The 23,902-nt window shown below is 69.7% G+C and carries 27 protein-coding genes; 16 read left to right on the forward strand and 11 right to left on the reverse strand.

The window, feature by feature from the left end:
• The first annotated feature begins 24 nt into the window (after window positions 1-24).
• From phnF to thiL, 4 genes are read left to right on the forward strand one after another with little or no spacing between them, the layout of a single operon-like run.
• A complete protein-coding gene (gene phnF / locus QMO14_RS00225) occupies window positions 25-780 on the forward strand; it encodes a phosphonate metabolism transcriptional regulator PhnF (protein WP_301503596.1) in 756 nt (251 codons plus the stop codon).
• The gene (locus QMO14_RS00230; RefSeq protein WP_301503597.1) at window positions 773-1,486 is read left to right on the forward strand and encodes a DUF1045 domain-containing protein; all 714 of its coding nucleotides are present in this window, start codon (window positions 773-775) and stop codon (window positions 1,484-1,486) included. The genes phnF and QMO14_RS00230 overlap by 8 nt, the downstream gene beginning before the upstream one ends.
• Window positions 1,483-2,082: a phosphonate metabolism protein/1,5-bisphosphokinase (PRPP-forming) PhnN gene (phnN, locus tag QMO14_RS00235; protein ID WP_301503598.1), complete on the forward strand. Its 600-nt coding sequence runs from the start codon at window positions 1,483-1,485 to the stop codon at window positions 2,080-2,082. The genes QMO14_RS00230 and phnN overlap by 4 nt, the downstream gene beginning before the upstream one ends.
• Window positions 2,075-3,031: a thiamine-phosphate kinase gene (thiL, locus tag QMO14_RS00240; protein ID WP_301503599.1), complete on the forward strand. Its 957-nt coding sequence runs from the start codon at window positions 2,075-2,077 to the stop codon at window positions 3,029-3,031. Before phnN ends, thiL begins: the two co-directional genes overlap by 8 nt.
• A gap of 32 nt (window positions 3,032-3,063) precedes the next feature.
• On the opposite strand, the gene QMO14_RS00245 is transcribed toward thiL, so the two are convergent.
• Window positions 3,064-3,774: a DUF3053 domain-containing protein gene (locus QMO14_RS00245; RefSeq protein ID WP_301503600.1), complete on the reverse strand. Its 711-nt coding sequence runs from the start codon at window positions 3,772-3,774 to the stop codon at window positions 3,064-3,066.
• Between the two features lie 32 nt (window positions 3,775-3,806).
• Window positions 3,807-4,703, reverse strand: a complete 897-nt coding sequence (locus QMO14_RS00250) for a LysR family transcriptional regulator (protein WP_301503601.1) — start codon at window positions 4,701-4,703, stop codon at window positions 3,807-3,809.
• Between the two features lie 97 nt (window positions 4,704-4,800).
• Here QMO14_RS00250 and QMO14_RS00255 point away from each other — a divergent pair, with 97 nt between their 5' ends.
• Together QMO14_RS00255 and QMO14_RS00260 are read left to right on the forward strand one after the other, a co-directional pair.
• Window positions 4,801-5,832 carry a tripartite tricarboxylate transporter substrate binding protein gene (locus QMO14_RS00255; protein WP_301503602.1) on the forward strand — a complete coding sequence of 344 codons (1,032 nt, stop codon included), beginning with the start codon at window positions 4,801-4,803 and terminating at the stop codon, window positions 5,830-5,832.
• Between the two features lie 29 nt (window positions 5,833-5,861).
• A complete protein-coding gene (locus tag QMO14_RS00260) occupies window positions 5,862-7,601 on the forward strand; it encodes an FAD-dependent oxidoreductase (RefSeq protein WP_301503603.1) in 1,740 nt (579 codons plus the stop codon).
• A 13-nt stretch (window positions 7,602-7,614) separates the two neighbouring features.
• Here QMO14_RS00260 and QMO14_RS00265 read toward each other — a convergent pair whose 3' ends face one another.
• Entirely contained in the window at window positions 7,615-9,081 is a 1,467-nt protein-coding gene (locus tag QMO14_RS00265) for an MFS transporter (RefSeq protein ID WP_301503604.1), read from the reverse strand.
• Between the two features lie 201 nt (window positions 9,082-9,282).
• Between QMO14_RS00265 and QMO14_RS00270 the strand changes: the two genes are divergently transcribed.
• Both QMO14_RS00270 and QMO14_RS00275 read left to right on the forward strand, forming a co-directional pair.
• Entirely contained in the window at window positions 9,283-9,810 is a 528-nt protein-coding gene (locus QMO14_RS00270; protein WP_301503895.1) for a phosphatidylglycerophosphatase A, read from the forward strand.
• Between the two features lie 37 nt (window positions 9,811-9,847).
• Window positions 9,848-10,360, forward strand: coding sequence for a CinA family protein (locus QMO14_RS00275; RefSeq protein ID WP_301503605.1), 513 nt, complete (start codon window positions 9,848-9,850; stop codon window positions 10,358-10,360).
• A 20-nt stretch (window positions 10,361-10,380) separates the two neighbouring features.
• Here QMO14_RS00275 and QMO14_RS00280 read toward each other — a convergent pair whose 3' ends face one another.
• On the reverse strand, window positions 10,381-11,565 hold the full coding sequence (locus QMO14_RS00280) for a twin-arginine translocation pathway signal protein (protein ID WP_301503606.1): 1,185 nt from the start codon (window positions 11,563-11,565) through the stop codon (window positions 10,381-10,383).
• An 88-nt stretch (window positions 11,566-11,653) separates the two neighbouring features.
• Here QMO14_RS00280 and QMO14_RS00285 point away from each other — a divergent pair, with 88 nt between their 5' ends.
• Entirely contained in the window at window positions 11,654-12,151 is a 498-nt protein-coding gene (locus QMO14_RS00285; RefSeq protein WP_301503607.1) for a nuclear transport factor 2 family protein, read from the forward strand.
• Window positions 12,148-12,468 (forward strand): GNAT family N-acetyltransferase, encoded by a 321-nt coding sequence (locus tag QMO14_RS00290; protein ID WP_301503608.1) that lies wholly within the window; start codon window positions 12,148-12,150, stop codon window positions 12,466-12,468. The genes QMO14_RS00285 and QMO14_RS00290 overlap by 4 nt, the downstream gene beginning before the upstream one ends.
• On the opposite strand, the gene QMO14_RS00295 is transcribed toward QMO14_RS00290, so the two are convergent.
• Both QMO14_RS00295 and QMO14_RS00300 read right to left on the reverse strand, forming a co-directional pair.
• On the reverse strand, window positions 12,458-13,708 hold the full coding sequence (locus QMO14_RS00295) for a nitrate/nitrite transporter (protein WP_301503609.1): 1,251 nt from the start codon (window positions 13,706-13,708) through the stop codon (window positions 12,458-12,460). The genes QMO14_RS00290 and QMO14_RS00295 overlap by 11 nt on opposite strands.
• A gap of 103 nt (window positions 13,709-13,811) precedes the next feature.
• Window positions 13,812-14,603 (reverse strand): UPF0149 family protein, encoded by a 792-nt coding sequence (locus QMO14_RS00300; RefSeq protein ID WP_301503610.1) that lies wholly within the window; start codon window positions 14,601-14,603, stop codon window positions 13,812-13,814.
• Window positions 14,604-14,661: 58 nt separating this feature from the next.
• Between QMO14_RS00300 and QMO14_RS00305 the strand changes: the two genes are divergently transcribed.
• Window positions 14,662-16,359, forward strand: coding sequence for an FMN-binding glutamate synthase family protein (locus tag QMO14_RS00305; protein WP_301503611.1), 1,698 nt, complete (start codon window positions 14,662-14,664; stop codon window positions 16,357-16,359).
• A complete protein-coding gene (locus tag QMO14_RS00310; protein ID WP_301503612.1) occupies window positions 16,356-17,276 on the forward strand; it encodes a hypothetical protein in 921 nt (306 codons plus the stop codon). Before QMO14_RS00305 ends, QMO14_RS00310 begins: the two co-directional genes overlap by 4 nt.
• Here QMO14_RS00310 and QMO14_RS00315 read toward each other — a convergent pair.
• Genes QMO14_RS00315 through QMO14_RS00330 form a run of 4 tightly spaced genes read right to left on the reverse strand, consistent with a single transcriptional unit; the run spans window position 17,273 to window position 18,873 of the window.
• Entirely contained in the window at window positions 17,273-17,536 is a 264-nt protein-coding gene (locus QMO14_RS00315; protein WP_301503613.1) for a hypothetical protein, read from the reverse strand. The genes QMO14_RS00310 and QMO14_RS00315 overlap by 4 nt on opposite strands.
• A gap of 32 nt (window positions 17,537-17,568) precedes the next feature.
• Window positions 17,569-17,814, reverse strand: coding sequence for a hypothetical protein (locus QMO14_RS00320; RefSeq protein WP_301503614.1), 246 nt, complete (start codon window positions 17,812-17,814; stop codon window positions 17,569-17,571).
• Window positions 17,811-18,407: a type VI secretion system amidase effector protein Tae4 gene (locus QMO14_RS00325; protein ID WP_301503615.1), complete on the reverse strand. Its 597-nt coding sequence runs from the start codon at window positions 18,405-18,407 to the stop codon at window positions 17,811-17,813. Before QMO14_RS00325 ends, QMO14_RS00320 begins: the two co-directional genes overlap by 4 nt.
• Before the next feature lie 31 nt (window positions 18,408-18,438).
• Complete coding sequence (locus QMO14_RS00330) at window positions 18,439-18,873, reverse strand: putative toxin-antitoxin system toxin component, PIN family (RefSeq protein ID WP_301503616.1); 435 nt, start codon at window positions 18,871-18,873, stop codon at window positions 18,439-18,441.
• 122 nt (window positions 18,874-18,995) lie between these two features.
• On the opposite strand from QMO14_RS00330, the gene QMO14_RS00335 reads away from it, so the two are divergent.
• Window positions 18,996-19,478, forward strand: a complete 483-nt coding sequence (locus QMO14_RS00335) for a surface-adhesin E family protein (RefSeq protein WP_301503617.1) — start codon at window positions 18,996-18,998, stop codon at window positions 19,476-19,478.
• Here QMO14_RS00335 and QMO14_RS00340 read toward each other — a convergent pair.
• The gene (locus QMO14_RS00340) at window positions 19,464-20,705 is read right to left on the reverse strand and encodes a class I SAM-dependent RNA methyltransferase (RefSeq protein WP_301503618.1); all 1,242 of its coding nucleotides are present in this window, start codon (window positions 20,703-20,705) and stop codon (window positions 19,464-19,466) included. The two genes, QMO14_RS00335 and QMO14_RS00340, sit on opposite strands and share 15 nt — an antisense overlap.
• Before the next feature lie 83 nt (window positions 20,706-20,788).
• Here QMO14_RS00340 and QMO14_RS00345 point away from each other — a divergent pair, with 83 nt between their 5' ends.
• The 3 genes from QMO14_RS00345 (at window position 20,789) to QMO14_RS00355 (ending at window position 23,869) form a co-directional block, all read left to right on the forward strand.
• Complete coding sequence (locus QMO14_RS00345; protein ID WP_301503619.1) at window positions 20,789-22,594, forward strand: hybrid sensor histidine kinase/response regulator; 1,806 nt, start codon at window positions 20,789-20,791, stop codon at window positions 22,592-22,594.
• Between the two features lie 88 nt (window positions 22,595-22,682).
• Window positions 22,683-23,273, forward strand: coding sequence for a cytochrome b (locus tag QMO14_RS00350; protein ID WP_301503620.1), 591 nt, complete (start codon window positions 22,683-22,685; stop codon window positions 23,271-23,273).
• 2 nt (window positions 23,274-23,275) lie between these two features.
• Window positions 23,276-23,869, forward strand: a complete 594-nt coding sequence (locus QMO14_RS00355; RefSeq protein ID WP_301503896.1) for a YceI family protein — start codon at window positions 23,276-23,278, stop codon at window positions 23,867-23,869.
• The last annotated feature ends 33 nt before the right edge of the window (window positions 23,870-23,902 follow it).

Below are 23,902 nucleotides of genomic sequence, written 5' to 3' on the forward strand. Positions count from 1 at the left end.
TTAGAGAGCGCTCAAGACGACTTCATGACAAGCACGACAAGTTCTTCCGCATCGCTTCCAGCCCGACCCGCACGCGACAGCTTCTGGACCCGCATCGCAGCCGACATCGCCGATGCGATCGCGCGCGGCGTCTATCCCCCGGGGCAGCGCCTTCCTCCCGAGCACGCGCTGGCCGAGCAATACGGCGTCAACCGCCACACCATCCGCCGCTCGCTGGCGGACCTCACGAGCCAGGGCCTGCTGCGCGTGACGCAGGGCAGCGGCACCTATGTCGAGGAATTCGCGATGGACCTCGCGCTGGTCAAACGCCCGCGCCACCACCAGCGCATGGCGCTGGCCGGCCTGCGCGGCGCGCTGAGCGTGGTGGCCGCGAGCACGGTACGCGCCACCGCCGCGCAGGCACGCGCGCTGGACGTGGCGGCGCGCAGCACGCTGCTGTGCCTGAACGTGATCGGCGATGCCGAAGGGCAGCCGCTGCATTTCAGCGAGCGCTTCTTCCCGCTGCCGCGCTTCGCGACGCTCGAGGAGGTGGTGCGCGAGACCGGCTCCATCACCGCAGCTTTCGAGGCCCACGGCGTGGACGACTACACGCGGCGCGACAGCCGCATCGCTGCGCAGATGCCCGAGCCCGTGGTGGCGGCCCATCTGCGCCAGCCGGTTAGCCGGCCGGTGCTCTTCGTCGAGAGCGTCAACATCGACACCGCCGCGGTGCCCATCGAATACGCCCGCACCTGGTTCGCCGGGGACCGCATCTCGCTGACGGTGACCCACGATGAGTGAGCACCATCGCTACGCCGCCTACTTCGCACCGCCGGTCGAAAGCGCGTGGTGGGAGGCCGGCAGTCGCTGGCTCGGTCGATGCGCCGCAAGCGGACGCACATGGCCGCTGCCCGCCATCGAAGGAGTACCTGGCGAGCTGCAGCAGAAGCTCACCGCCGCACCCCGGCGCTACGGCTGGCACGCCACGCTCGCGGCGCCCTTGGTGCTGAAGCCTCAGTTCAGCGAGGCGGACCTTCGCGCCGGCATGCAGGCGCTCTGCCGCACGCTGCAGCCCTTCGATATGCCCGCGCTGGAAGTCGCGCTGCTCGGCGATTTCCTCGCACTCGTGCCCACCCGCCCCGACGCATCGCTGCGCGCGGCAGCCGATGCCTGCGTGATGCAGCTGCACCCTTTTGCCGAGCCTCTCCCGCCTTCGGAACTCCAGCGCCGCCGCGCGGCCGGGCTCACACCCGAGGAAGACGCGCTGCTGCTGCGCTGGGGCTACCCGTTCGTGATGGACCGCTTCCGCTTCCACATGTCGCTGACCGGCTCGCTGCGCGGCGTCGAGCCGGGCATGGTGGCGGCCTTGCAGGCGGCGGCACGGCAGCACTTCGCGCCACTGCTGTCGTCATCGGCGCCCTTGCGCTTCGAGGCCGTCAGCCTCTTCGCCGAACCCTCGCCCGGCGCCGACTTCGTATGCCTCGCGCAGATGGAGCTGGGCCGATGACCGGCCGCCTCGTTTACGTGGCCGGGCCTTCCGGTGCCGGCAAGGACAGCCTGCTCGGCTGGCTGAAGAACCATCTCCCGCACGATGCACCCGTCGCCTTCGCGCGCCGCACCATCACGCGCCCTGCGGCTGCAGGCGGCGAACAGCACGACAGCATCGACCGGCGCGGCTTCCAGCGGCTGCGCGAAGCCGGCATCTTCGGGCTCGAGTGGGAAGCCAACGGGCTGTGCTACGGCGTGCGCCACACCGAGCTGACGCCGCCGAGCGATGGCGGCACCGTCATCGTCAACGGATCGCGCGCCTACCTGCCGGAGGCCGCGCGGCGCTTTCCGAAGATGACGGTCGTGCATGTCACGGCCAGCGTCGAGACGCTGCGCCGCCGCTTGACTGCGCGCGGCCGCGAATCCGCCGAGATGGTGGAGGCACGCGTGCGGCGCGCGCTCGATTTCCGCATTCCGCCGGGGCTGGCCGCCATCGAGATTCACAACGAGGATGTTCTCGCGGACGCTGGCGCGCGGCTGCTCCAGGCGCTGCGCCTGCCGCACCGGGAACGGCATCCAGTGGCGCAGCCCTTATGCTCTCACCCCCATGGGTGAATTCGACCTGATCGCACGCTATTTCAAGCGCCCCGCCACGCGCTCCCCGCTGGGCGTGGGCGACGACTGCGCACTGCTCGCGCCGGCTGCAGGCATGCAGCTGGCCGTTTCTTCCGACATGCTGGTCGAGGGGCGGCACTTTCTTTCAACCGTCGATCCGGCCCGGCTGGGCCACAAGGCTCTGGCGGTGAACCTCAGCGACCTGGCGGCCTGCGGCGCGAAGCCGCTGGCCTTCACGCTGGCGCTTGCGCTGCCCGGCGTGGACGAGCCCTGGCTCGAAGGCTTCTCGCGCGGCCTGCTCGCGCTGGCCGATGCCCACGGCTGCGAGCTGGTGGGCGGCGACACCACGCGCGGCCCGCTCAACATCTGCATCACGGTCTTCGGCGAAGTGCCGGCCGGCGCGGCGCTGCTGCGTTCGGGCGCGCGCGCGGGCGACGACATCTGGGTGAGCGGCACGCTTGGCGATGCGCGGCTGGCGCTCGAAGTGTTCCGCGGCACGGTCTCGCTGCGCGCCGAGGCCTTCGAATCGGCGCGCGAACGCATGGAACAGCCCACGCCGCGCGTGGCGCTCGGGCAGGCCCTGCGCGGCATCGCCACCTCGGCGGTGGACGTGAGCGACGGGCTGATCGGCGACCTGGGCCACATCCTCGCCTCCAGCACCGTGGGCGCCACGCTCGACGCCGACGCGGCCACCGCGCTGATCTCCGTCGACACCGGCAGCCTGGGCCGCGAAGCGCTGCGCACCTGCGCGCTCTCGGGCGGCGACGACTACGAGCTGGTGTTCACCGCGCCCGCCCCGGCACGCGAGGCGGTCATGCAGGCCGGCCTGAGCAGCGCCACGCGCGTCACGCGCATCGGCCGCATCGAGGCCGACGCCGGCCTGCGCATCGTCGACGCCACCGGCGCGCCGGTGTCACAGCGCTTCGGCTCGTTCGACCACTTCGTCTGAAGCCAGGCCGCCGCGCGGCCACGCGGCTGCGGTCAGGAGCCCCTGACCACCGCCTGCATCTTCTGCTGGGCGGCATTGATGGCGGCCGACTGGCCGTTGAGCTGCTGCAGCATCTTGTTGAGCTCGGCCTGCACCACCGGGTCTGTCACCGCGACGCTGCTGCCCGAGACCTGGATCTTCGACTTGTTCTTCTCCATGAAGTCGCCGATGGCCAGCGCGCTGTCGAACACGGTGTCGAGCGCGGGGAACACTTCCTTGAAGGTGGCGGACGGCGTGGTCACGGTCTTCTCGTAGGCCTTGTCGTAGACCTGCTTCAGGTCGTCGGGCTGCTTGAGCTGCGCGTGCGCGGCGTCGGCCTTGGCGGACTGCTGGTCGAGCGCGGTGCGCAGGCCGGTGAGGCCATCCTTTGCAGCCTTGAGATCGTCGCGGCGCGCGGGCAGGTCGGCAATGGAACGCAGCGCGCCCTTGGCCATGATCTGCGTCATGGGCTGGCTCACCGACTTGTTCATGCCCTCGTTGAAATCGGTGATCACCGCGTAGTGCTGCGCGTAGTCGCCGAACGAAGCCTTCTCTTCGGCCGTGGGCACCGGCACGCGCAGACCGGGCTTGTCGAGCACGCGGGTCTGCAGGAAGGAGATGAAGGCCTTGCGCTGCTCGGCCTCCTTGTTGCCGCAGGCCACCAGCGCGAGGCTGAAGGCGACGAGGAGCGACATGGCCCCGAGACGTCGAATGAAAGTTCTCATGGCCAAGGCCCTCCGTTGTTGTGCGGAAAAAATTATAGGGAGCGCTTCAGCGCGTCGATGAAGGCGCGCGCGGCGGCCGAGAGCGAGTGGCCGCGCTTGGTGACGATGGAGATGTCGCGCGCCACGCGCGGCGAGCTCAGCACCTTGATGACCAGCGACGGGTCGGCCTGCGCGCGCGCGAAGGCCGAGGGCATGATCGACGCGCCCATGCCCACGGCCGTCATCCAGAGCGCCGTGGAGAGGAACGACACCTCGTTGACCACGTCGAGCGCCACGCCCGCCTCGGCGGCGGTGCCGTCGATGAGCGGCCGCACGCCGTAGCCCGGGCGCACGGTGATGAGGGGATGGCCCGCCAGGTCGCTCCAGCGCACCACGCGGGCCTTGGCCAGCGGATGGTCTTCGCGGCAGACCAGGGCGAGGTGGTCGCGCATGAGGCGCTGCACCTCGACCTCGGCGCCGGGCCGCTCGGGCGTGCCGATGCCGAAGTCCACATGCTCGCCGATGATGCGCGAGATGAACTGGTCGGGCGCGCAGTCGTTCACCAGCACGCGCACGCCGGGATGCTGCTCGTTGAACGAGCGCATCGCGTCGGGCAGCAGGAAGGCGGCGAGCGTGGGCGTGATGGCGAGCGTGACGCGGCCGCGCTCGAGCGTGGCGAGTTCGCGGAAGTCGTTCGACAGCGAATCCACGTCGCGCAGGATGCGCTCGACCGTCACCATCATCTGCTCGGCCGCCGCCGTGGCCTTCAGCGAACGCGTGGTGCGGTCGAACAAGCGCGTGTCCAGCCCCTCCTCGAGCTGGCGGATCAGCATGCTCACCGCCGACTGCGTGACGAACAGCCGCTGCGCCGCCGCGCTGAGCTTCTTCAGCTGGTACACCGCGAGGAACGCGCGCAGCTGGCGGATCGTAGGACTGAAGTTCGCATTCATCAGCAAATATGATATTTCATTAGAAATTTCTTGATTTACGAATGAATCCGGCCATCGTTCAATCGTCCGAAAGACGCATTACATCCAAGGAGACCCGATGGCCGCTGCACCTCTTGCACCCGGGAAGAGTGCGCTCCGCCGACGGCTGCTGCTCACCGCGGCGGGTGCGGCACTGACCGGCGGCAGGAGCTTCGCGCAGGCGCTTGCGTCGCCGCCGCAGGCCGCTGGCGACTTCCCGAACAGGCCCATCCGCCTCGTCGTGACCTTCCCGCCCGGCGGCAGCGCCGACGCGGTAATGCGCCTGCTGGTGCCGCGCCTCAACGACAAGCTGGGCCAGCCGGTGGTGATCGACAACAAGCCGGGCGCGGGCGGCAACGTGGGGCTCTCGCTGGTGGCCAAGGCGCCGGCCGACGGCTACACGCTGGGGCTGGGCGCTGCGGGCGCGCTGGCGGCCAACGTGAGCCTCTATGCGCAGATGCCCTTCGATCCGGTGAAGGACTTCAAGCCCGTGGGCATGGTCGCGGCCACGCCCTTCGTGATCGTGGGACACCCGTCGATCGCGGCGCGCACGCAGCGCGAGCTGATCGCGCTGGCGAAGGCGAGCCCCGGCACGCTGTCGATCGGCCATGGCGGCAACGGCACCGCCATGCATCTTTCGGCGGCGCTCTTCGCGCAGATGGCCGACGTGAAGTTCGTCGAGGTGCCCTACCGCGGCTCGGGCCCGGCGGCGCTCGATGCCATTGCGGGACAGATTCCACTCGCGCTGGTCGACCTGCCCGCCTCGCTGCAGCAGATCAAGGCCGGCAAGCTGATCGCCTTCTCCGTGACCAGCGCGCAGCGCGTGCCGATGCTGCCCGAGGTGCCCACGGTGGCCGAGGCCGGCCTGCCCGGCTACGACTCCACCGGCTGGTTCGGCGTGGTCGCGCCCGCCGGCACGCCGGCGCCCATCGTCGCGCGGCTGAATGCCGAGATCAACGCGGCGCTGGGCGACGAGCAGATCAAGGCCACGATGCGCAACCTCGGCGCCGAACCTTCGCCGACCTCGCCCGAAGCCTTCGAGGCGTACATCCGATCCGAGACGAAGAAGTGGGCGCAGGTGATCCAGACCGCCCGCATCCGGCTCGACTGACCTGCGACGACAGCTCTCCCCGCCAGAACATGACCGCTCCCAGCCACACACCAGCAGAAGCAGCAGCAGCGACCGACGAATTGCAGGCCGACGTGATGATCGTCGGCGCCGGTCCCGTGGGCCTCACGCTGGCCATGGACCTCGCATCGCGCGGCGTCTCGGTCGTGATCTGCGAGACGCGCCGCTTCGCCGAGCCGCCGAACGTGAAGTGCAATCACGTGTCCTCTCGCACCATGGAGCAGTTCCGCCGCCTGGGCGTGGCGCAGAAGCTGCGCGACGCGGGGCTGCCGGCCGACTATCCGAACGACGTGGCGTTCCGCACCACTGTCACCGGCACGGAGCTCACGCGCATTCCGATCCCGTGCCGGCGCGACCGCTACACCGAGACCGAAGGCCCCGATGCATGGTGGCCCACGCCGGAGCCGCCGCACCGCATCAACCAGCTCTACCTGGAGCCCATCCTGCTGAAGCACACGGCCTCGCTGCCGGGCGTGCGGTTGCTCAACCGCACGCGGTTCGCGGGCTTCACGCAGGACGACACCGGCGTGGCCGCGATCGCCACCGACATGGAAAGCGGCGTCACCCGCAGCATCCGTTGCCGCTACATGGTGGGCTGCGACGGTGGCTCGTCGGCGGTGCGCAAGCAGATCGGCGCGAAGCTCGAGGGCACCGCGGTGATCCAGCGCGTGCAGTCGACCTTCATCCGCGCGCCGGGGCTGCGCGCGCTCATTCCGGGCAAGCCGGCGTGGTCTTACTACGCGATGAACCCGCGCCGCTGCGGCACGATGTTCGCCATCGACGGGCACGAGACCTGGCTGGTGCACAACCACCTGAACGCGGAGGAGCCGGAGTTCGATTCGGTGGACCGCGACCAGTCGCTGCGCAACATCCTCGGCGTGGGCCCCGATTTCGAGTACGAGATCATCAGCAAGGAAGACTGGATCGGCCGCCGCCTCGTGGCCAACCGCTTCCGCGAGGGCCGCGTGTTCCTCGCGGGCGACGCGGCGCACCTGTGGGTGCCCTACGCGGGCTACGGCATGAACGCGGGCATCGCCGATGCCCTCAACCTGTCGTGGCTGCTGGGCGCCGTGGTGCAGGGCTGGGGCGACGAGGCCATGCTCGATGCCTACGAGGCCGAGCGCCTGCCGATCACCGAGCAGGTATCGAACTTCGCGATGAACCATGCGCAGAAGATGATCCGCGCGCGCCGCGCCGTGCCGCAGAACATCGAAGAGCCCGGCCCCGCGGGCGACGCGCTGCGCGCCGAGATCGGCCATGAGGCCTACGAGCTCAACGTGCAGCAGTTCTGCTGCGGCGGGCTGAACTTCGGCTACTTCTACAGCGGCTCCCCGATCATCGTGGCGGACGGCGAGCACACGGCGCCGCCCTACTCCATGGGCGAGTTCACGCCCTCCACCGTGCCCGGCTGCCGCGCGCCGCATTTCCGGCTCGCGGACGGCCGTTCGGTCTACGACGCATTCGGCCCCGGCTACACCATGCTGCGCTTCGACCGCAGCGTGGACGTACGTCCGCTGGAGCGTGCGGCGGCCGCCTACAGCATGCCGCTCACCGTGCTCGACATCGAGACGGAAGAAGTGCCCAAGGTCTACACCCATCGCCTCGTGCTGTGCCGCGCCGACCAGCACGTGGCCTGGCGCGGCGCGCACCTGCCGTCCGAGGTCTACGACCTTGTGGGCACGCTGCGCGGCGAGGGCCAGCGCATCCGGGCGCGCCGCAAGGCGCTGGCCTGGGAAGGCGTGGTGGCCTGAGCCTCCCGCCGGCTCACCAGCCGCCGCGCCGCGCGACGACGCGGTACGCAAGCCATGCCGCGATGGCCGGTGCGAACGCGAATCCCGTGAACAGCCACACGGCCGCCGATCTCGCTCCCTCCACACCGCCCGGCACGCTGAGCCCCGCCGCATTCGCCACCAGCCCCGCCACCGCCGCGCCCACGGCCATGCCGTAGAGCTGCACGGTGGTGATCGAGGCCGAGGCCAGCCCCTGCTCGCCCTTCGGCGCCAGCGACATCACGCGCGTGATCAGGTGCGGCCAGCCGATGCCCACGCCGAGCCCCACGGCCGCCAGCGCGAGGGCGATCAGCAAGGTCTCGAAGCCGGCGTTCATCGCGCCCGGCACAGGCAGCAGCCATGCGAGCGCCAGCAGCCCCAGCGTGCAGGCCACGGGGCCAGCGCGCAGCATGCGGTCGGCGCCCGCGCCGATGCGGCCCGAGGACAGCAGCGAGCCCGCGCTCCAGCCGCCCGCCATCGCGGCCGTGAGATAGCCCGCCGCCAGCGGCGAGTGGCCGTGCAGCAGCTGCAGGAAGTACGGCACGAAGATTTCGGTGGTGCTGCCGATCAGCAGCAGCGCCACGCTGGCATAGATGGCGCCCAGCGGCGCGCTCAGGGCATAGGCGCCGCGCGGCAGCACATGCACGGCGGCGCGGCTGTCGATACGCGTGGCGGCGAAGCCGATGGCCAGCCCCGCCGCCACGCCGGCGGCTTGCCAGCGCAGGTCGGGCACGAGGCCGCTGGCCGCGATCGCCAGCACCGAGGCCGCGAGCAGGCCGATCTGCAATGCCGGCACGCGCGGCGCGGCGGCGGGCCGTTCGTGCTTCACGCCCATCGAGGGCCGCAGCTGCACGAGCACCAGCAGCGCCTGCGCCGCTGCCACCGGCAGCAGGAACCAGAAGGCCCAGCGCCAGTGCCCGGCCTGCGCGAAGAGCCCGCCCACCGCCGGCCCGCACAGCGTGGCCACGCCCCACATGCCCGACACCAGCGCCACCGCGCGCGGCCACAGCCGCTGCTCGAACACCAGCTGGATCAGCCCGTAGCTCAGCGCCGCGAGCAACCCGCCGCCGAGCCCCTGCACCGTGCGGCCCGCCAGCATCCACGGCATGGCAGGCGCGAGCGCGCAGCCGATCGAGCCGGCGCTGAACACCGCCAGCGCCGCCAGGCAGGCGCCGCGCGGGCCGAGCACCGCGAGCAGCCGCACCGACAGCGTGGCGCCGAGGATCGAGCCGATCACGAAGAGCGTGGTGCTCCAGGCATACCAGTCGAGGCCGCCGATCTCGCGCACCACGGAGGGCAGCACGGTGGTCACGATGTGCACGTTGACCGCATGCAGCGCGACACCGCCCGTGAGCGCCAGCGCGCGCCAGCCATTGCGGCCGCTGAAGAGCTCGCTCCAGGCGGCGGCGGTGGAAGGCGGGGGATGCGGGGCTGCGGAAGAGGAGGAAGAAGCCGAAGACATGGGGCGCGGGCCGGAGGCCTGAAGAAGCGGAACGAGCCCGGATACTAGGCGCCATCCGACAATTAAACAAGTTATTGCTTTGATAAATAGAACACCGCCGAACCGCCCAGTCGCCGGATGCGCGACACTCCTTTCCCGATGCAAGCCGCTTCCTCCAATACTTCTTCTTCGTCCTCCTCGTCCACCACGACCTCCGGCGCCATGCCCCGACCACCGATGCGCCGCGCCACGCTGCGCTTCCTTCTGTCCCACCCCGCGCACTTCATCGCGCTGGGTTTCGGCTCCGGACTCCCGCGCTTCGCGCCTGGGACGGTTGGCACGCTGTGGGCCTGGGTGGCGTTCTCGGTGATGCAGCTGTGGTTCACGCCGGCCACCATCGGCTGGATCATCGCGGCCTCGCTGCCCATCGGCTGGTGGGCCTGCACCGTGACCGCACGCGACATGAACGTGGCCGACCCCAGCCCCGTGGTGTGGGACGAGGTGGTCGCCTTCTGGATCGTGCTGTGGCTGGTCACGCCTGCCGGCTTGCTCGCGCAGACTGTCGCCTTCGCGCTCTTCCGCTTCTTCGATGCCGCCAAGCCCGGACCGGTGGCCTGGGCCGATTCGCTCTTCAAGCAGCGCGACTCGACGGAGGTGGGCTGGTGGCGCGCGGGCTTCGGCATCATCCTCGACGACCTGGTGGCGGCCTTCTGCACGCTGCTGGTCATCGCGCTGTGGCGCGCGTGGTGAGCGCCATGAATTCCTCTTCTTTCCTTCTTCCCCTCCCATGCAACTGAAGAAAGCCCTCGCGGATCACGACACGCCCGAACTGGTCGTGGTGCTGGCCGAGCTGCTGCAGAAAAAGGGCTGGATGCTGGCCACCGCCGAGAGCTGCACGGGCGGGCTGATAGGCGCCGCCTGCACCGAGCTCGCGGGCTCGAGCGCGTGGTTCGAGCGCGGCTTCATCACCTATTCCAACGAGGCCAAGACCGAGCTGCTGGGCGTGGATGCGAGCACGATCGCCGCGCACGGCGCAGTCAGCGAGCCGGTGGCGCGCGCCATGGCCACGGGCGCGATCGAACACTCGCCGCCCTCGCGCGTGGCGCTGGCCGTGACCGGCGTGGCCGGGCCCACGGGCGGCACGCCCGAGAAGCCGGTGGGCACGGTGTGGTTCGGCTGGTCGGTGGACGGCGAGGTGCGCACCGAGCGCCGCCGCTTCGACGGCGACCGCGCCACGGTGCGCGCGGCCACGGTGCATCACTCCCTGCAGACGCTGGTCGAGCTGCTGCTCGCGCACTGAGCCCGCTCCGAGTCCGCGGTTCAGGCGGTCATGAAGTCGGCCAGCGGCCGGCGCGGCGCGGGCGGCACCGGCGCCATCGGATAGCCGAGCCGGCACATCATCTGCACGGTGGGGCTGCGCCGGTCGCGCGGCGGCGCGGTGCCCAGCAGCAAGTCGTGCGCGGCGGCATGGTGCGGCGCCATCTCGGCGAACTCCTCCAGCGGCTGGCTCATCGGGTGCATGCCCAGGCCCAGGTCGGTGGCGCGCAGCTGCTGGCGCACGTAGGCGCGGCCGGTGGCGATCTGCTCGGTGCGGCTGTTGCCGCGCGTGCTGAGCCAGAGAAAGCCCATCGCGGTGTTGGCCTGGTCCTCGAAGAGTTGCAGCGTGCGGCCGAAGGCCAGGCTGTCCTCGGGCGCTGGCGCGCGGCGATCGAACTGGCCCAGGGCCACGGCCACGCGCAACGCCGGGTCGTTGAGCGAGAGGCCGTCGCGGTGCGCGAGGATCTCCTGCGGGCCGACGCGCAGCAGCCGCAGGTTTTCCATCGCGGTGCCGGGCGTGGTGAGCTCCACCCGTGCCGCCGCGGCGCAGAGCTTGCGCAATGGCAGCACGCGCGCCATGTCCACCGTGCCGGCCGAACTGACCATGCCGCCCCGGGGCACCATCGAAGCAAGGCCCTGCAGGATGTCCGCGGACACCGGCCGCATGAGGTCGAAGCGCTGCTTGGGCGTGCGCCGCCGCAGCACCTGCGCGAACAGCGGATCGGGCACGCCCCCTCCCGCCAGCCGCAGCCGCGCCACCGGAATGTGCGGCCAGCGCAGCGGCTCGCCGCTGAGTTCGCCCTGCGGCCACAGCTGCACGCTGGCCTGCACGCCGTGCTGCGCGAGCGCCATCACCAGCAGTTCGATGAAGGCGCCGTGGCCGATGACCACCTGCCGGCCGAAGGGGTCGGTCTCGGGCTGCACGCGCTCGCGGTCGCAATACACCACGATGGCGTCGGGCTCGCCCAGGTCGACCAGCCAGGGCTGCCGGTTGTAGGCGGTGGGGGCGGTGACGGCGTAGGCGATGGAGCGCTTGCGCAGGTCGGGCTCGTCGCCGGGGCCGTTCCATATCTCCAGAGCGGCCGGCGGCACTTCCGAGTTCAGCCACCAGGTCGCCAGCGCGGCCGCACCCGCCGCCATGACGACGCCGCCTCCCAGCAACCGCACGAAGTTTCTGCGCTCATCCATCGCGCGGATTATCGAAAGGGCGCCAACAGTTAACAATGGCTTAAGCTCCGCCGACCGCCCCGAGAAACCGAACAACCATGAGCCTCCCATGACCGCAGCCACCAACGCACAGACCATCGAGCGCTTCTACAGCGCCTTCGCCCGGCTGGACGCCCCCGCCATGGAAGCCTGCTACGCGCCCGACGCCGTGTTCGACGACGAGGCCTTCTCGCTGCGCGGGCGCCGCGAGGTGGGCGGCATGTGGCGCATGCTGGCCGGCGGCACCAGGGCCAAGGGCGCCGACGTGTGGAAGCTGACATGGCGCGACGTGAAGGCGAACGACGACGGCACCGGCAGCGCCCACTGGGACGCGCACTACCGCTTCAGCGCCACCAATCGCATCGTCGACAACAGCGTCGATTCGCGCTTCACCTTCACGCCCGAAGGGCTGATCGTCACGCACCGCGACAGCTTCCCGTTCTGGACCTGGTCGCGCCAGGCGCTCGGCACACCGGGCCTGCTGCTCGGCTGGTCGCCCATGCTGCGCAAGAAGGTGCGCGCCACCGCCGCAGCCAACCTCAAGACCTTTCTCGCACGACAGCCATGAGCATCAACGACAACGCCCTCGTCCTTTCCAACAACGAAGCGCAGCACCGCTACGAGGCCACACTCGACGGCAAGCTGGCCGGCTATGCCGAATACAACCTGCTGACCGACGCGATCATGTTCACCCACACCGAGGTGCTGCCCGAGTTCGAGGGCAAGGGCGTGGGCTCGGGCATCGCGAAGCACGTGCTCGGCGAGGCGCGCGCCAAGGGGCTGCATGTGATTCCGGTGTGCCAGTTCATCGCGGGGTACATCCGCAAGCACCGCGAGTACGCCGACCTGGTTCGGCCCGATATCCAGCGAGCCTTCAAAATCTGACGGGGTCGGCCTTCGGCGCGGGCAACCAGGCGAAGGCCGCGATGCCGGCGACCAGCAGCACGGCGATCGTGCCCAGCACGGCCGTGAGCGGATCGGCGCCATGCGCCGCTGCAATCGATGCGGCCACGCCGGTGCCCCACTGCATCAGCGCCACGCCGAGGAACATCGCCATGGTGAACACCGCCATCGCGCGGCCGGTGAGCGTGGCGGGGTAGGCGCCGCGCACGTCGGCGTACTGCCAGACGATGAAGCCCGAGAGCACACCGATCAGCACCATGCCGGCGATGTCGAGCCAGGCCGAGTGCAGCACCGCGATGAGCGCGAAGAGGCCTGCGTAGCCCAGGCCGCAGACCACGATCCAGCGTCGGCGCGAGACGGCGTCGCTGCGGTCGAGCCGGCCGAAGAGCGGCGCGCCGACGAGCGAGATCACCGACACCGCCAGCGCCACGTTGCCGCTCTGCACCAGCGAGTAGCCGTGGCGCTCCATCATCAGCGGGCCCAGCCAGAGGCCGCGCAGCGAGATGAAGGCGGCATAGGTGACCGCGCCCAGCACCATGATGCCCAGCGTGTGCGGCATGGCGAAGAGCGCGCCGAACTGGCGGATCGCTTCGGGAACCGACTCGCGCTTGCCCGCCGAGGCCGTGGCGGGCTCGTGCACCCAGAACCAGATCGCGAGCCACGCCAGCGCCGCCGCCACGGCCAGCACCAGGAAGCCCGCGCGCCATGAATACGCCTGCACCAGCCACGCCAGCGGCGTGCCGGTGGCCAGCATGCCGATGCCGCCAACCGCCAGCACCATGCCCGACACGGTCGCGAAGCGCGCCGGCGGAAAGTGCCGCGCGATGAACACCGTGCACACCAGGAAGGCCGGCGCGCAGCCCACGCCGATCAGCGCCTGCCCCGCCACCAGCACCAGGTAACTGGACGACACCGCCGACAGCAGCGCGCCCGCGATCGCGACCGGAAAGGCCACCAGCACCGTGCGGCGCACGCCGTGCAGGTCGATGCCGATGCCCATGAAGAGCTGCATCGCGCCGAACGCAAAATGAAAAGCCCCCGAGAAGATCCCGAGGGCCTGTGCAGAAAGATGGAAATCGGCCTGGAGCGGACTCGCCATGATGGCGCCCACCGTACGGAAGGCCTGGCTCAGCGCGACCCCGGCGCACAGCGCCAGGACCATCGCCCAGGCCGCGCGCGGCGTGAGCGGCTCGACGGCCGGAAGCGGCGCATCGGATTTCATTCAGGAATACCGCGGAACCGGCTTCGCCGGGCCGCAGGTATTGCCCCCTGCAAGGGGGTTGGCGCAGCGACACGAAGTGCGCGAAGCCTGGGGGTGAGCCCAGTTACGCACCGTGGCACTTCTTGTATTTCTTGCCGCTGCCGCACGGGCAAGGGTCGTTGCGGCCGGGGGTCGCTTCCTTGCGGATCGTTTCGGCCTTCGGTCCGAGGCTCTTCCAGAGCTGGCGCAGGTCGTACACCGCCCAGATGGCGGCGCCGAAGTCGTCGAGCCGCTGCTGGCTCACGCTGGGCGGCGCTTCGTCGCTGTACATCGACAGCGTGGGCTTGCCGGTGTCGTCCTCGGTGAGGGCGACGATGTTGTCGAGCGCGTCGTTCAGCATGCGCGCGGCGTCCTTGTCGCGCGGCTCGGCCCAGTCCTCGGGCCAGTTCTCCACGGCGTACATGAAGCCCAGCGCCCAGACCTGGGCGAAGGAGGGAATGGCCTCGCCGGCCACTTCGGCGCGCTCTTCCTCGGGCAGCGAGGCGATGGCGCCTCGGGTGTCGAGCACCTCGGGCTGCCAGCTGCGTTCGTCGTCGAGGGTTTCGACGGGGGCGTCGAGGCCCTCCTCGATCTCGATCCAGCGGCGCTTCCAGTTCCAGACGAACTCCATGTGCTGGGCGGAAGAGAAGTTGTCGCCCAGCAGGACGGGCCAGTATTCGGAGGGCATGATGGGCCGGCGGGTGCAGATCAGGGCGGCCATGAAGCCTTCGCAGAACTCCCACTGGGGGATTTCCTCGTCGTGCTCGCGCATGGCGTCGAGGGCCTGGTCGAGGGCGTCGAAATCGTCGGGACCGAGGGGGGCGCGGGCTGCGGGGGTGCTCTCAAGGGGCGAAATGGGGTCGGGAATGGTCGTCATGGCAAGTTCGGGGCAGCCCTCTATGATGCAGCAGGCCACGGTCGAGACTATTTCTTCTATGCCCACGATTATTCCGTTTCCGGCGCGCTACAGCGCTTTCGCACTGTGCGTGGCCGGCCTGGTGGCGTCCCTGGCCTTCGTGCTGCTCTCCCCGCATCTCTGGCTGGCCTGGATCGGCGTCGTCGTCTTTGCGGTACTCACAGGTACCGGCGTGCACGACCTGCGACAGGCCCGGCACGCCATCCTGCGCAACTATCCGGTGATCGGCCACCTGCGCTTCCTGCTGGAATTCATCCGCCCCGAGATGCGGCAGTACTTCATCGAGAGCGACTCCGAGGCCGCGCCCTTCTCGCGCGCCCAGCGCTCGCTGGTGTACCAGCGCGCCAAGGGCGAACCCGACAACCGCCCCTTCGGCACGCAGATGGACGTGACCATCGCGGGCTACGAGTGGATCAACCACTCCATGCGGCCGACCAGGCTGGCCGGCCACGACTTCCGCATCGTGATCGGCGGCACGCCGCAGCCGGCCGGCGCGAATGCTGCCCAGGTCTGCACGCAGCCGTACAGCGCCAGCGTCTTCAACATTTCCGCCATGAGCTTCGGCGCCCTGTCGGCCAACGCCATCCTCGCGCTCAACAAGGGCGCCAGGATGGGCGGCTTCGCGCACGACACCGGCGAAGGCTCGATCTCGCAGCATCACCGCGTGCACGGCGGCGACCTGATCTGGGAGATCGGCTCGGGCTACTTCGGCTGCCGCAACGACGACGGCAGCTTCAGCGAGGAGCGCTTCACCGCCAACGCGCGCGACCCGCAGGTGAAGATGATCGAGATCAAGCTGAGCCAGGGCGCCAAGCCCGGCCACGGCGGCGTGCTGCCTGCCCCCAAGGTCACGCCCGAGATCGCGGCCGCGCGCGGCGTGCCGGTGGGGGTGGACTGCATCTCGCCGGCCTCGCACAGCGCTTTTTCCACGCCCACCGAGATGATGCATTTCGTCGCCCGGCTGCGCGAGCTGTCTGGAGGCAAGCCCACCGGCTTCAAGTTCTGCCTGGGCCATCCCTGGGAATGGTTCGGCATCGTCAAGGCGATGCAGGCCACCGGCATCACGCCCGACTTCATCGTGGTCGACGGCGCCGAGGGCGGCACCGGCGCGGCGCCGGTCGAGTTCAGCGACCACGTCGGCGCGCCGCTGCAGGAAGGCCTGCTGCTGGTGCACAACACGCTGGTGGGCGTGAACCTGCGCCACCGTATCAAGATCGGCTGCGCCGCCAAGGTCATCACCGCCTTCGACGTGGCCCGCATGATGGCGCTGGGCGCCGACTGGTGCAACGCCGCGCGCGGCTTCATGATGGCCCTGGGCTGCATCCAGGCCCAGAGCTGCCACACCGGCCACTGCCCCACGGGCGTGACCACCCAAGACCCGCTGCGCCAGCAGGCGCTGGTGGTGCCGACCAAGGCCGAGCGGGTGCACAACTTCCACCGCAGCACGCTGCACGCGCTGCAGGAGCTGGTGCAGGCCGCGGGCCTCGACCATCCGCAGCAGATCACCGCGCACCACATCGTGCGCCGCATCTCCGACACCGAGGTGCGCCTGTTGAGCAACCTGGTGATGCAGGTGCAGCCGGGCGCCTTGCTCGGCCCGCTCGACGAGCAGCACAATGTCTTCCGTACCTACTGGCCGCTGGCCAGTGCAGGGAGTTTCCAGCCCGTCACACAGGGCCCGAAAGGGCTGGTGGAGGGCTTCGCAATGGCCGCATGAACCCACTGAGTAGAGGCGCCAGCCGGCGCCCGCAATCGCGCAAGGGCGCAGCTTCGGCGCCCGCGCCCCTTGACGCGATTTCCCGCAACCAGCCCGCGCCCGGCGATTACGCCGAGTTCCTGCGCGCCACCCTGCCGCAGCAGCAGAAGAATGTGGCCAGCCATCGCTTCGGCAGCGAGCGCGTGTGGCTCAAGAAGGCCGGGCCGCGGCACGGCAAGTGGGGCTATCGCGTGATGGCGGCGGTCGCGCGCATGGCGGGCCTGGACGTCATCAAGCCCGTGCCCAACCCGGGCGGCGAGACGGCCATCGCCACCGAGGCGCGCCGGCTCAAGCAGCTGGCCGCCGCCGGCCTGCGCGTGCCGGTGGTGCTCGCGCAGCAGCCCGACGGCCTGCTGATTTCCGACCTGGGCGAAAGCGGCCGCGCGACCGTCGTGCTGCAGGAGCGGCTCGACCAGGCCGCCGCCGCCGGTCCCGCCGCGCTGCTGTCGGTATGGCGCGAGGGCCTCGCCGCCATCGCCGCCGTGCACGTATGCGGCCAGCACCTGAGCCAGGCCTTCGACCGCAACCTCGTGCAGTGCCCCGACGGCGTGATCGGCTACATCGACTTCGAGGACGACCCGGCCGAGGTCATGACCCTGGCCGAATGCCAAGCCCGCGATTGGCTCAGCTACCTGCACTCCACCGCCATGATGCTGGAAGCCGCCGCGCCCCAGGCCGCCGGCCAGCACTGGCACGCGGCCCTGGCCGGCGTGGGCGAAGAGGTGCGCGAGCGCATCGCCAACGCGGCCAGGCGCATGAGGTGGGCACAGAAGCTGCCGGCCAGCCGGCGCTGGGGACGCGACACGCAGCGCGTGCGGGCGGTGGCGCGGTTGCTGGGGCGGTGGCATCTGCAGCCTGGCAATGGGGTGCAGCACTAGCGGCGGTCGAGGCGCTTCTGCCGCCATCTGCAGAACAGCCGGTTGCCGAGCCAGCCACCGGCGACGACACAAAGGACTTGTATTGCAAGGGCAATTGCGAAGGCTCGCGTCAGATCGCTCTCACTTTGAGCCCTGTTCATTTCGTACCAATGGCCAATGGGTGCGATGAGCCCCTTGGTCACGACGAAGCCGAGGGCAAGTCCGCCCAGCGCGATCCCGATGAAGCGAAGCAGAATTTTCGAGTGATATCCCGGAGTCATAGGGGTTGCGCTGGCGCCGCTTGGCAGGGGCTCTATACGCGGTCAGACCGTCTCTTACGCCACTTGCGAAACAGTCGATCGCCGAGCCAGCCGCCAATGGCGGCGGCAATCGCCTGAACCGCAAGCGAGAGTGCATAGGCATCAGACAGCTCGTCGAAACTCCGAGCCCGGTTCACTTCGTACCATTGCCCTGCAGGGATGAGCACGCATACCGCAACGAGAAAGCTGAGCGCCAGCGCGCCGGCCACGATGCAGAGCACTCGAGCAAGTAGTTTCATAAGACAGGCCAGAACCATATGGCTTGTGCTTGGCGCATGTCGGTCAACGCTCCTTCCCATGAGATGTGCCACTGAATAAGGAACCACGAAGACCGCTTCGTCATACGGGATCCATTCCAGAGATCGATGTGGTCACCCTGCCGCCCCTCGCCCCAGTAGTTCTGGATGAACACGATCCCGGTGCGCCCCGCGATTTTCTCGAACCCTTCCTTGCCCGGGTATTTCTCGGTGCGAGACATCAGGCCGGCCTTGCCCGAGTCCAGCCAGTTCGCCAGTTCCTGGGCCCTGATCGGGTACTTCGGGCTGTCCTTCTGCCACGAGTAGACGCCCGGAAAGCTGCCGAGGCTCAGGCTGGAGCGGATGAATGCCGCTCCAACGTTGATGGCACATTGATCCTTGTAGACGTCCTTGTCCAGCAAGGCGTCGTCTCCCTTGATCGTCGGATGGTTCGCCCAGAGGGTCGCGAAGGATGGCTGCATGATTTCCAGTTGGTCGAGGCAAGCGGAAGCCTGCGATGCCATCACCGCACCCCCTCGCCCTTCTGAAAAATGTAGAGCCTCTTCCAGCAAATTCGGTGATGGAAAGGTTGTCAATTGATTCCTGACGCCAGAAACCGACGTCGCCCTACCCCCCGAACGCCGCCTGCACCACCACCCCGCGCAGCGCCAGCCGCTTCTTCATCGACAGCACCGCCCGGTCCTTGCTCAGCAGCAGTGCCTTGTGCGCCACGGCCAGGTCGATGAAGACCTGGTCGTCGGGGTCGCTGCACACGCAGGGCGCGCGCGGCGGCGTGCCTTCGAGCATGCGCACGCGTGCATCGAAGTCGGCGAGCACCGCGGGCACCTGCAGTTCGCGCTGGGCCATGCGCCTGGCGATCAGCGGATAGCCCAGCACGCGCTGCAGCTCGGTGCGCATGGCGGCGGTGGCCAGCCAGCTCAGTTCGCCGGCGGCGAGCCGCTCGGTCAGCGCGCCCCAGGCGGGGTCTTCGAAGACCAGCAGGTCGAGCGCGATGTTGGTGTCGATGACGACGAGGCCGGTGGCGGGTTCTGTCAATGTCATGGAATGTGCGGGGAATTGCACCGATGTTGCACCATGCGATGCCGCGGTCAGCCCCCCGTTAGGCTGGCCGACGACAATCGGGCTTTTCGCCGCTCGTAGCCTTTCCTCGCACCCCTTCTTTCATGAAACGCCTTCCGCTGCTCTGCTTCGCCCTGCTCGCGTCCGCGGGCGTGCGGGCCGAGTGGCTGACGCTAGCGGGCACGCCCGGCGACGAGGCCGGCAGCTACGTGCAGGTCGATCCGACCAGCGTCGAGGCCGACGGGTCGAAGCGCCAGGTGAGTCTTCGCATGAGCCTGCCGCAGGACCGCACGGGCCGCGAGGGCATCAAGTACCGCTCTTTCCGGGCCCAGGCCGAGGTGGACTGCGAGACCCGCAGCGCGCGCTATGTGAGCGCCACCTACTACGGGCATCCGAACTTTGTCGGCGAGCCGATCGCGGTGCGGCATTTCGAGGACGGCGACGTGCGTCCCATGACCCTGGCCGGCGCGCTCGTTCTTGTCACCCGGACGATCAACGCGGCCTGCGCCGTGCGGCCGAAGGAGCCCAAGGAACCGCAGCAGCAGCCCAGGCCCGAGGGCGAGCAGCCCGCGCTACCTGCGCGCTGAGCCCGCGACCATGTCGAAGCGGAACAGCCGGCATTCGATCGGCCCGTTCCACATCGGCACGCGGCGCGATTCCTTCAGGCGCATCAGCTTCGGCAGTTTCAGGTCGGGCGTGAGCACCCAGGCGGTCCAGCCGGCGTAGCTCTTCTTCCAATGGGCGGCGAGCTGCGGGAAGAAGTCGCTGCCATCCTCTTCGGAAGACTGCGCCGTCTCGCGCGCGCCGGGGCGGCCCGCGCCGGCCACGCCGCCCACGGCAATGCGCTCGCCGTACGGCGGGTTGAGCATGATCACGCCGCCGCCCTCGACCGGCGGCATGCGCTGCAGCGCGTCGCCGCCGCGGAACTCCACGGCCTGCGCCACGCCGGCGCGCTCGGCATTGCGCTGGGCGAAATCGACCATGCGGTGCGACACGTCGGAGCCGAAAACGCGGACGCCCGCATCCGCCACGGCCCCCCCGGCGTCCTCGGCCTCCTGCCTGATCGCCGACCACACGTGCGCCTGGAAGGGCAGCAGCTTCTCGAAGCCGAAGCGCCGCAGCGAACCGGCCGCGATGCCGCGCGCGATCTGCGCCGCCTCGATGGCGATGGTGCCGCTGCCGCAGCAAGGGTCGTACAGGGGTTGGTCCGACACCTCGCCGGTTTCGGGGTTCCACCAGCCGCTGGCGGCCAGCATGGCGGCGGCCAGGGTTTCCTTCAGCGGGGCATCGCCCTTGTCCTGGCGCCAGCCGCGCTTGAAGAGCGGCTCGCCGCTGGTGTCGATGTAGAGCGTGCAGGTGTCGGTGGTCAGGTGGGCGAACACGCGGCAGTCGGGCCACTGGGTCTCGATGCTCGGGCGCACGCCGTTGGCCTTGGCGCGGAAGCGGTCGGCAATGGCGTCCTTGATGCGCAGGGTGGCGAAGTTCAGGCTCTGCAGCGGGCTGTGCTGGGCGGTGGTCTCGATCTTGAAAGTCTGCTTCGGGGTGAACCAGATCTCCCAGGCCACGCCACTGGCGATGGCGTAGAGGTCGTTCTCGCTGCGGTAGGGCGCGTGGGCCAGCTCGACCAGCACGCGCTGCGCGAGGCGGCTGTGCAGGTTGAGCTTCAGGCCGTCGCGCCAGTCGGCGCGCACGCGCACGCCGCCGCGCAGGGTGAGCAGGTCTTGCCCGGCGCGGCCGGTCAGGGCGTGCACCTCCTGGGCAAGGAATTCCTCGACGCCGGCGGCGCAAGGCAGGAAAAAGGAGAGATCGTTCACGGAAAGTAGGCCATCGGGAAGCCCGACTAGGGGACTCCATTGTCGCCGCGACGCGAACCTTCCTCTATATAGTCGATTCGCCGATGAACCCCACCCCCGCATCACCGCCCGCACCGGCCGTTGCCGACAGCAGCGACCGCTTCGCGATCCAGTGCGAGGTGCTGCGGCTGTCGATCCGCCCGATCGGGCCGGTGCTGCTGGCGCAGTACCTGCTCAACTGCGGCGTGGCGGCGCTCTTCGCCTGGCAGGTTTCGCTGGAGCGCGCACTGGTGTGGATCGCGCTGATCACCGGGGTCACGGTGATGCGCGGCCTCTTCCCGCAGCAGCTGCCCGAGCCCTTCACGCCCGCCAGCCTGCGCGAGGCCCAGCGCAAGCACACGCTGCGCACCGCCATCTGGGAGCTGGCGCACGGGCTGGCCGGCGTGCTGCTGTTCGACCCGGCCCGGGCCGACCTGCAGCTGCTGCTGGGCCTGATCATCATGGGCATGACGCTGTCGTCGGCCTTCTCGGTGTCGTTCTACACGCCGGCCACGCAGCTCGCGATCACGCTGCTGCTGGCGCCGATCATCGTCGTCGGCCTCTGGCTGGGCGCGCCGGTGATGGCGGCGGTGGCCGTGATCGGCATCGGCCTCATCGCGATGATGTGGAAGCTGGTGGCCGAACGCTCGCGCCAGCTCGAGGAGAACATCGGCCTGCGGCTCAACGAGCACCGCCTGCGCGAACAGGCTCTCGCCGGCCTGCGCGCTTCGGAGCAGGCGCAGGCCGAGCGGCTTCGCTTCTTCTCGGCCGCCAACCACGACCTGCGCCAGCCGGTGATGGCCATCGGCCTGCAGGCCGAGGTGCTGCGCCAGCAGCTGAACGATGGCGCGGGTATGGAGGCGGTGCAGCACACAGTGGGCTCGCTGGCGCGCGCCCAGCAGGCACTGGAGGGGTTGACCAACCAGCTGCTGGAAATCGGCCGCATAGAGGCCGCCGTCGATCCGCTGCGCCCGACCAGTGTGGCGCTGGCGCCCCTGCTGCACGAACTGGCGCGGCAGGCGGGCAACGGCCGGGTGCTGGTGCGCTGCCCGCCGGACGCCATTGCCTGGAGCGACACCGTCTCGCTGCGCCGCGTGCTCGCCAACCTGGTCGACAACGCCGTCAAGTTCACGCCGCGCGGACGGGTGCTGCTGGCGGTGCGCCCGCGCCGGCGCAGCGCCGGCCGCGCCTGGCGGGTGGAAGTGCGCGACGGCGGCATCGGCATCGCGCCCGAGGCGCAGCAGCGCGTGTTCGACGACTTCGAGCAGATCGGCAACGTCGAACGCAACCTGCAGCGCGGCCACGGCCTCGGGCTGGCGATCGTGCGGCGGCTGGCGGCGCACCTGGACATCGAGGTGACACTGCGTTCGGCGCCCGGGCGGGGCTCGGTGTTCGGCTTCGAGCTGCCCGCCGCGCCCGAGGGGGTGGCAGTGGCCGCTCCGCCAGCCGCTTCACCGGAAGTTAAAGGCGACGCAGCCGACTCAACGCGCAGGCTGCTCCCAGGCCTTGCCGTGCTGGTGGTGGAAGACAACGCGGTGGTGGCCGACAGCCTTTCCGCGCTGCTGCGGCAGTGGGAGGTGGAGCCGCGCGTCTACGCCAGCGCGGCCGAGGCGCTGGCGCTGGCGGACCTGCGCGCGCTCGACGCGGCGCTGTGCGATATCCGCCTGCCCGGCGCGCTCGACGGCATCGCGCTGGCCGAGAGGCTGCAGCGCCAGAAGCCTTCGCTGGCGATCGCGCTGATCTCCGCCGACATCAACGAGGCAACGCAGCGGCTGGCCACCGAGCGCGGCTGGCACGCACTGCGCAAGCCGGTGCAGCCGGAAGAACTGCGCCTGTTGCTGCTGGGGGCGCAGCATCGGGCTCGCAGCTGACACCGGCGCCGGAGATCGAGCTGGCACGGGCCGTGCTGCCATCGCTTACGGGATATGCTCCGCGCACAGGCCGCCGCCCCTGCTTCCGATGTCCACCGACACGCCTTCCACCTCTTTTGCCGCCGGCTCACGCAGCCCGCGCTACGACCCGTTGGCCATCGCGCTGCACTGGCTGCTCGCCATGCTGATCGTCGTCTCCTTCGGCGTGGGGCTCTACATGACAGGGCTGCCGTTCTCGCCCCTGCGGCTGAAGATCTACAGCTGGCACAAGTGGGCGGGAGTGACCATCCTCGCGCTGTCGGCGCTGCGCCTGCTGTGGCGGCTGGGGCACCGCCCGCCGGTGCTGCCCGCGGGCATGTCGCGCCTGCAACTGGCGAGCTACCGCGTCAGCCACACGCTGATGTACCTGCTGTTCTTCGCGGTTCCGCTGTCCGGCTGGGCCTACAGCTCCGCCATGGGCATGCCCGTCGGGTGGTTCGGCGTGCTGCAGCTGCCCGATTTCGTGCCGGTCGACCATGCATTCGCCGAGGCGGTGCTGCAGCCTTTGCACCGCAACTGCGCCTTCGTGCTGGCGGGCGTCACGCTGCTGCACGTGGCGGCGGTGCTCAAGCACCACTGGATCGACCGTGACGGCCTTCTGAAACGCATGTGGCCCGCGCCGCGCAAGGAATCCGCTTGATGATGAAAAAACTTCCGCTGGCCGGCCCGCTGCTGGCCGTGGCCGTGGCCATGGCCATGGCGCTGCCGGCTGGCGCGGAGCCGCCGGCCGCGAAGCTCGTCGCCGACAAGAGCCAGATCGTGTTCGTCACCAAGCAGATGGGCGTGCCGGTTGAAGGCAGCTTCAGGAAGTTCGACGCGCAGGTGGCCTTCGACCCGAAGAAGCCCGAGGGCGGCAGCGTCGCGCTGCAGATCGACACGGCCAGCGCCGGCTTCGGCGTGCCGATGAGCGACGCCGAGCTGCCCAGGCAGCCATGGTTCGACGCTGCGCACTTTCCGCAGGCCAGTTTCCAGTCGGGTGCCATCAAGGCACTGGGCGAAGGCAAATTCGAGATGGCGGGCAAGCTCACCATCAAGGGCACGACGAAGCAGGTGACGGTGCCCGTCAGCATCGCGTCGGCAGCCGGCGGCGGCAACTACTCCGTGGCCTCCGGAAGCTTTACGATCCAGCGGCTCGACTACAAGGTGGGCGACGGCGAGTGGACCGACACCTCGGTGGTCGGCAACGATGTGCAGGTGCGCTTCAGGTTCACGCTGGCAGGGCTCGCCGCGCCATGAGCCACCTCCTTCGTTCTACCCGGTTTTCTCTTT

Source organism: Variovorax sp. CAN15, assembly GCF_030462475.1.
Taxonomy (GTDB): Bacteria; Pseudomonadota; Gammaproteobacteria; order Burkholderiales; family Burkholderiaceae_C; genus Variovorax.

Bases quoted from the DNA above. Each gene is read 5' to 3' on its own strand.
- phnF (WP_301503596.1), top strand. From the start codon at position 25: ATGACAAGCACGACAAGTTCTTCCGCATCGCTTCCAGCCCGACCCGCA.
- QMO14_RS00230 (WP_301503597.1), top strand. From the start codon at position 773: ATGAGTGAGCACCATCGCTACGCCGCCTACTTCGCACCGCCGGTCGAA.
- phnN (WP_301503598.1), top strand. From the start codon at position 1,483: ATGACCGGCCGCCTCGTTTACGTGGCCGGGCCTTCCGGTGCCGGCAAG.
- thiL (WP_301503599.1), top strand. From the start codon at position 2,075: ATGGGTGAATTCGACCTGATCGCACGCTATTTCAAGCGCCCCGCCACG.
- QMO14_RS00245 (WP_301503600.1), bottom strand. From the start codon at position 3,774: ATGAGAACTTTCATTCGACGTCTCGGGGCCATGTCGCTCCTCGTCGCC.
- QMO14_RS00250 (WP_301503601.1), bottom strand. From the start codon at position 4,703: ATGAATGCGAACTTCAGTCCTACGATCCGCCAGCTGCGCGCGTTCCTC.
- QMO14_RS00255 (WP_301503602.1), top strand. From the start codon at position 4,801: ATGGCCGCTGCACCTCTTGCACCCGGGAAGAGTGCGCTCCGCCGACGG.
- QMO14_RS00260 (WP_301503603.1), top strand. From the start codon at position 5,862: ATGACCGCTCCCAGCCACACACCAGCAGAAGCAGCAGCAGCGACCGAC.
- QMO14_RS00265 (WP_301503604.1), bottom strand. From the start codon at position 9,081: ATGTCTTCGGCTTCTTCCTCCTCTTCCGCAGCCCCGCATCCCCCGCCT.
- QMO14_RS00270 (WP_301503895.1), top strand. From the start codon at position 9,283: ATGCCCCGACCACCGATGCGCCGCGCCACGCTGCGCTTCCTTCTGTCC.
- QMO14_RS00275 (WP_301503605.1), top strand. From the start codon at position 9,848: ATGCAACTGAAGAAAGCCCTCGCGGATCACGACACGCCCGAACTGGTC.
- QMO14_RS00280 (WP_301503606.1), bottom strand. From the start codon at position 11,565: ATGGATGAGCGCAGAAACTTCGTGCGGTTGCTGGGAGGCGGCGTCGTC.
- QMO14_RS00285 (WP_301503607.1), top strand. From the start codon at position 11,654: ATGACCGCAGCCACCAACGCACAGACCATCGAGCGCTTCTACAGCGCC.
- QMO14_RS00290 (WP_301503608.1), top strand. From the start codon at position 12,148: ATGAGCATCAACGACAACGCCCTCGTCCTTTCCAACAACGAAGCGCAG.
- QMO14_RS00295 (WP_301503609.1), bottom strand. From the start codon at position 13,708: ATGAAATCCGATGCGCCGCTTCCGGCCGTCGAGCCGCTCACGCCGCGC.
- QMO14_RS00300 (WP_301503610.1), bottom strand. From the start codon at position 14,603: ATGACGACCATTCCCGACCCCATTTCGCCCCTTGAGAGCACCCCCGCA.
- QMO14_RS00305 (WP_301503611.1), top strand. From the start codon at position 14,662: ATGCCCACGATTATTCCGTTTCCGGCGCGCTACAGCGCTTTCGCACTG.
- QMO14_RS00310 (WP_301503612.1), top strand. From the start codon at position 16,356: ATGAACCCACTGAGTAGAGGCGCCAGCCGGCGCCCGCAATCGCGCAAG.
- QMO14_RS00315 (WP_301503613.1), bottom strand. From the start codon at position 17,536: ATGACTCCGGGATATCACTCGAAAATTCTGCTTCGCTTCATCGGGATC.
- QMO14_RS00320 (WP_301503614.1), bottom strand. From the start codon at position 17,814: ATGAAACTACTTGCTCGAGTGCTCTGCATCGTGGCCGGCGCGCTGGCG.
- QMO14_RS00330 (WP_301503616.1), bottom strand. From the start codon at position 18,873: ATGACATTGACAGAACCCGCCACCGGCCTCGTCGTCATCGACACCAAC.
- QMO14_RS00335 (WP_301503617.1), top strand. From the start codon at position 18,996: ATGAAACGCCTTCCGCTGCTCTGCTTCGCCCTGCTCGCGTCCGCGGGC.
- QMO14_RS00345 (WP_301503619.1), top strand. From the start codon at position 20,789: ATGAACCCCACCCCCGCATCACCGCCCGCACCGGCCGTTGCCGACAGC.
- QMO14_RS00350 (WP_301503620.1), top strand. From the start codon at position 22,683: ATGTCCACCGACACGCCTTCCACCTCTTTTGCCGCCGGCTCACGCAGC.
- QMO14_RS00355 (WP_301503896.1), top strand. From the start codon at position 23,276: ATGAAAAAACTTCCGCTGGCCGGCCCGCTGCTGGCCGTGGCCGTGGCC.